Source organism: Nocardioides sp. (assembly GCF_036503465.1).
In the GTDB taxonomy this organism is placed as follows: Bacteria; Actinomycetota; Actinomycetes; order Propionibacteriales; family Nocardioidaceae; genus Nocardioides.
The window spans coordinates 1-4377 of sequence record NZ_DASXWU010000076.1; the positions used below are offsets into that span (position 1 = coordinate 1).

The 4377-nt window shown below is 70.7% G+C and carries 5 protein-coding genes; 3 read left to right on the forward strand and 2 right to left on the reverse strand.

Annotated elements, in window-relative coordinates; all coding sequences use genetic code 11:
* On the reverse strand, positions 1 to 136 hold a 136-nt coding region (locus VGK78_RS14040), incomplete at its 3' end, for an FGGY family carbohydrate kinase (protein WP_331528292.1).
* A complete protein-coding gene (locus VGK78_RS14045; protein ID WP_331528288.1) occupies positions 133 to 1008 on the reverse strand; it encodes a DUF1028 domain-containing protein in 876 nt (291 codons plus the stop codon). The genes VGK78_RS14040 and VGK78_RS14045, both read right to left, overlap by 4 nt.
* 81 nt (positions 1009 to 1089) lie before the next feature.
* Here VGK78_RS14045 and VGK78_RS14050 point away from each other — a divergent pair, with 81 nt between their 5' ends.
* The 3 genes from VGK78_RS14050 to VGK78_RS14060 all read left to right on the forward strand — a co-directional run.
* Positions 1090 to 2388: an MFS transporter gene (locus VGK78_RS14050; RefSeq protein WP_331528289.1), complete on the forward strand. Its 1299-nt coding sequence runs from the start codon at positions 1090 to 1092 to the stop codon at positions 2386 to 2388.
* 161 nt (positions 2389 to 2549) lie between these two features.
* On the forward strand, positions 2550 to 3689 hold the full coding sequence (locus VGK78_RS14055) for an acyltransferase family protein (protein WP_331528290.1): 1140 nt from the start codon (positions 2550 to 2552) through the stop codon (positions 3687 to 3689).
* Positions 3690 to 3811: 122 nt separating this feature from the next.
* Positions 3812 to 4377 (forward strand): ATP-dependent 6-phosphofructokinase (locus tag VGK78_RS14060; RefSeq protein ID WP_331528291.1); only part of this gene is annotated, 566 nt, incomplete at its 3' end.

Sequence of the window (4377 nt, forward strand, 5' to 3'; positions counted from 1 at the left end):
GCGCGTGCTCGACCCAGCCGGGCCGGGGGAAGTGCTGGGGGAACTCCTGGTAGCCGCGGGCCGCGATGCGGCCTTCGGGAGTGACGACCACCGCGGTGACGCCGGTGGTGCCGGCGTCGATGGCCAGCACGCTCACGAAGCGGACTCCCGGGCGGACTCGGCGCCGATGTCCTGGCCGGTGTCCTGGCCGATCTCCCGGGACGCGTCGCGCAGGCGTTCCAGGATCTGCTGGTCGATCCAGGTGTCGCCGACCCGCATCTCGTAGTTCTCGGTGCCGGCCCAGTCGTCGAGGGTGTCGAAGCCGAGGGCGTGCAGATGGCTCTCGATCTCGGACTGGAGCTCGTCGGTGATGGTGACCTGCTCGGCAGGGGTCGAGGCGGTCAGGTAGAGATCGTTCAGGTCGAGCAGGCGGGCCAGCTCGGTGACCGGGTCGGGGTGCTCGTCGACGCGCAGGTCGACGGCGATGTCGTCGCCGCCTCCGTAGCCGGCGCCCTCCCTGACGACCAGCAGAGCCGCCGACTGCCTCCCGCGCCGGTCGCCACCTGCGTCGTCGCCGGCCGCGAGGGCCGCCAGGAGCCGCCGGGCCAGCGGCTCGTCGGGGTCACTGGCCTCGAAGGCGTCCTGCATCGCCGCGACGACGAAGTCGCCGGCCAGGATGTTGCCCTGGATGGCGTAGCCGTCACCCGTCACGCTGCCGGCCCAGTCCAGGCAGGCGTGCCCGGTGTGGCTGGCGGCGCCGCCGTCGACGTCGACGATGCCGACCTGGCGCTCGTCGCGTCCCTCGTCCTCCTCGAGCAGCCGCTGGAGCGCGATCGAGGCGGTCGCCCCCTCGTCGAGGTGGGAGAGGGCCAGCCCCTTGTAGGCGACGTTCGCGTCGGCCTGGGTGGCGACCGCTCCGACCCCGGCGACGGCGGCCGGGACGACGGCGCCGACGGCCAGGAACTTGGAGGCGACGGCCACGCCCCAGGACTCACCGTCGGTGGACCGCGCCACGATGGAGAACGTCATGTGCCGAACCTAGCCGGGCACGACGGGAGTGCACGACAAAGGGTTTGCCCTCAACCCCGCTTGAAGTTGGAGGATGGCGAGGTGCTGCAGCGGCTCGGGTTCCCGGACATCGGACCTCATCGGAGGTTCGTGTCGGCGCTCGCCATCGACGCGCTCGGCAGCGGCATCTGGATGCCGCTGTCGATGCTCTACTTCCTGCACCAGACGTCGCTCTCGCTGGTCCAGCTCGGGCTGGCGATGACGATCGCCAACACGGCGGTGATCCCGGTCGTGCCGTGGCTCGGCTCGCTGGTCGACCGGGTCGGGCCGAAGCGGATGATGCAGCTGGGCAACGCCGGCGCTGCGGGGGCGTTCCTCCTCTACCCCTTTGCCCACTCGATGGCCGTGGTCACCGTGCTGGTGTTCGCGGCGTCGCTGACGCGGTCGGCCTTCTGGGGTGCGCTGGGACCGATGGTCACCCAGATCACCGAGCGCGGCGAGCGGGAGATCTGGTTCGGCTTCCTCCAGGCCATGCGCAACGCCGGGTACGGCGTGGGCGGCGTGCTCGCCGCGGTGGCGCTCACGGTCGGTTCCGGCGCGGCGTACCAGTCGGTGGTGCTCGCCAACGCCGCGTCGTACGTCGTGGCGTTCGGGCTCATGCTCGGCGTCACCGGCGGCGGCCGTCCGGCGGGGGAGGCCCGCGACGAAGCCGCCCGCGGAGGGCCATGGGTGGCGTTCGCGGACCCTGCGTACCGCGTGCTGATCGCGGTGATCTTCTGCTACGCCCTGACCGAGACGACCCTCAACGTCGCGATGCCCGTCTACTTCATCGACACCCTCGCGCTGCCCGGCTGGGTGCCGGGGGCGGTGTTCGTGATCAACACGGTGATGATCGGGGTCGGGCAGGGGCTCGTCGTGCGGCGGATGACCGGCGTCGCCCGGCGGCGGGTGCTGCACACCGCGATCACGTTCAGCGCCGTCTCGTTCGTGATGCTCTACGCCGCGGACGCGTTGTCCGTCGTCGCGGGAGTGGTCGTGGTGCTGGCCGGCGCGTTCGTCTACACGCTCGGCGAGCTGACCGCCGGGCCGGTCGCGGCGGCCCTGTCGGCGGAGGCCGCACCGCCGGCCGGCCGCGGGCGCTACATGGCCGCGACGCAGCTGGCCTGGAGTGCGTCAGGCGCCGTCGGGCCGTTGCTGTACTCAGCGCTGCTCGACCAGGGCGCGCTGCCGGTCTGGGGCGGCGCCGTCGTGCTCTGCGCCGTCTGGGCCGCGCTGGTGGTGCTGCTCGCCGCCCGGATGCCGCTGGCCCGGGAGCGGGTGACCAACGTCGCCGAGGTCGAGGTGGTCAGCGAGCCGGGCCCGCCGCTCGACACCGGAGCCGAGGCGCCGACGACCTGGTGACCGACCCCGCTCGCCCACTACGAATGACTTCTGCAGAACCGTCGCTTGCTCGGCTGGCCTATCCCGCACCCCAGGCCCGTCCGGGTGGCTTCAGCTGACCGATCGGACCCAATTTCCGGCGGGGCGCCAGAAATAGCGGTGACAACCTGCATCCTTGCGGCGTGGACGCGCGGGGGGCGCGGGCGCGGGGGTGGCGCCTGGGGTATCGACGTGAGCTCGATGGCGTGCGCGGGGTGGCGATCCTGCTGGTGATCGCGAGTCACGCGCTCGGACTGGGACGCGGCGACACGCGCTTCTCTCCGCTCGGCAGTGCCGGCGTGACTCTCTTCTTCGTCCTGTCCGGCTTCCTGATCACTTCGTTGCTGGTCGAGGAGCAGATGAGGACGGGCCGGCTCGACCTTCGCCGCTTCTACTGGCGTCGCGCCGTACGTCTCGGACCGGCATTGATCGTGATCGTGCTCTTCACGTCATCGATCGGCGGGCTTCTCGGGTCTGGTCGGCCGCCGCTGTTGCCGGTCATCTGTTACGTCGCCAACTGGGTCCAGGCGTCCAGCGGCGGTATGGGCATCCTGGGTCACACCTGGTCACTCTCGATCGAGGAGCAGTTCTACGTGCTGTGGCCGGCGGCACTCGCCGTCACCATGAGGTGGCGGCGTGTGCAGGTCGCGCTCGTGATCGGCGGCATCGTGGCATCCACGATCCTGCGCTTCGTCGTCGCCGGCGGACTTCACGCGAGCATGCGGGCCTACTACGGCTCGGACACCGAGGCAGCCTCTCTGCTTCTGGGCTGTCTGCTCGCGCTGCTGGCACATCGTGGGCTGAGAGCGTGGAAAGTGCCGACCTGGATGGTCAGCGGCGCGGTCGTCGCGAGTGCCCTGACCTTCTTCGTCAGCGGCCCCACTGCGTCGACGGTCATCGTCCCGACAGTCGCTGCACCACTCGGAGCAACTCTGATCTGGGCCTGCTGCTGCAACCCGGGAGGCGTCCTGGCCGGTCGACCACTCACGTACCTCGGGTCCAGGTCCTACGGTCTCTACCTCTGGAACTACATCGTCCTCGCGGTGGCCGTCGGGCGCGGCCGCACGGTGGTAGGCATCGCCGCCGGGCTCGCGGTCACGTTCGTGCTCGCTGAAGTCTCGTGGCGCCTCGTGGAACGTCCGATCCAGTCGAGGTTCCGGCAGGTCCCCGACGTCGTGCGGGCTTTGCCGAGGCTTACGGGTGGCTTCCCTGTTTGGCGGCCAACGTTCTCGGTCGGAGCCGACCTCCAGACCAAGGCCGTGGCCGTGCCGCCGAGCCGGTAAGCAACACCCAGCTGCCACCGGCGCGCAGGCTTCTCCGCGTCCGGTTGACTCCGGGGGAGCGACCGGCCCTAGGCTGACGGCTGCCCTTGTAACGATCCAACCCCCACACATCAGGAGGCAGCATGCGGGTCGGAGTCCTCACCGGCGGCGGCGACTGCCCCGGTCTGAACGCGGTGATCCGCGCCGTGGTGCGCAAGGGTGTGGGGATCCACGGCTTCGAGTTCGTCGGCTTCCGGGACGGCTGGAAAGGCCCGCTCGACGGGGTGACCATGGAGCTCGGGGTCGCGCAGGTGCGCGGCATCCTGCCCCGCGGCGGGACGATCCTCGGCTCGAGCCGCACCAACCCGTTCAAGATCGAGGGCGGCGTCGAGCGGATCAAGGACAACCTCGCCAGCGGAGGCATCGACGCACTGGTCGCGATCGGTGGCGAGGACACGCTCGGCGTCGCGACCAGGCTGGCCGACCTCGGCGTGAACGTCGTCGGCGTACCGAAGACCATCGACAACGACCTGTCCGGCACCGACTTCACCTTCGGCTTCGACACGGCCGTGAACATCGCCAGCGAGGCCATCGACCGGCTCCACACCACCGCCGAGTCGCACCACCGTGCGCTGGTCGTCGAGGTGATGGGCCGGCACGCCGGCTGGATCGCCCTGCACGCCGGGATGTCCGGTGGTGCGAACGTCGT

Bases quoted from the DNA above. Each gene is read 5' to 3' on its own strand.
- VGK78_RS14045 (WP_331528288.1), bottom strand. From the start codon at position 1,008: ATGACGTTCTCCATCGTGGCGCGGTCCACCGACGGTGAGTCCTGGGGC.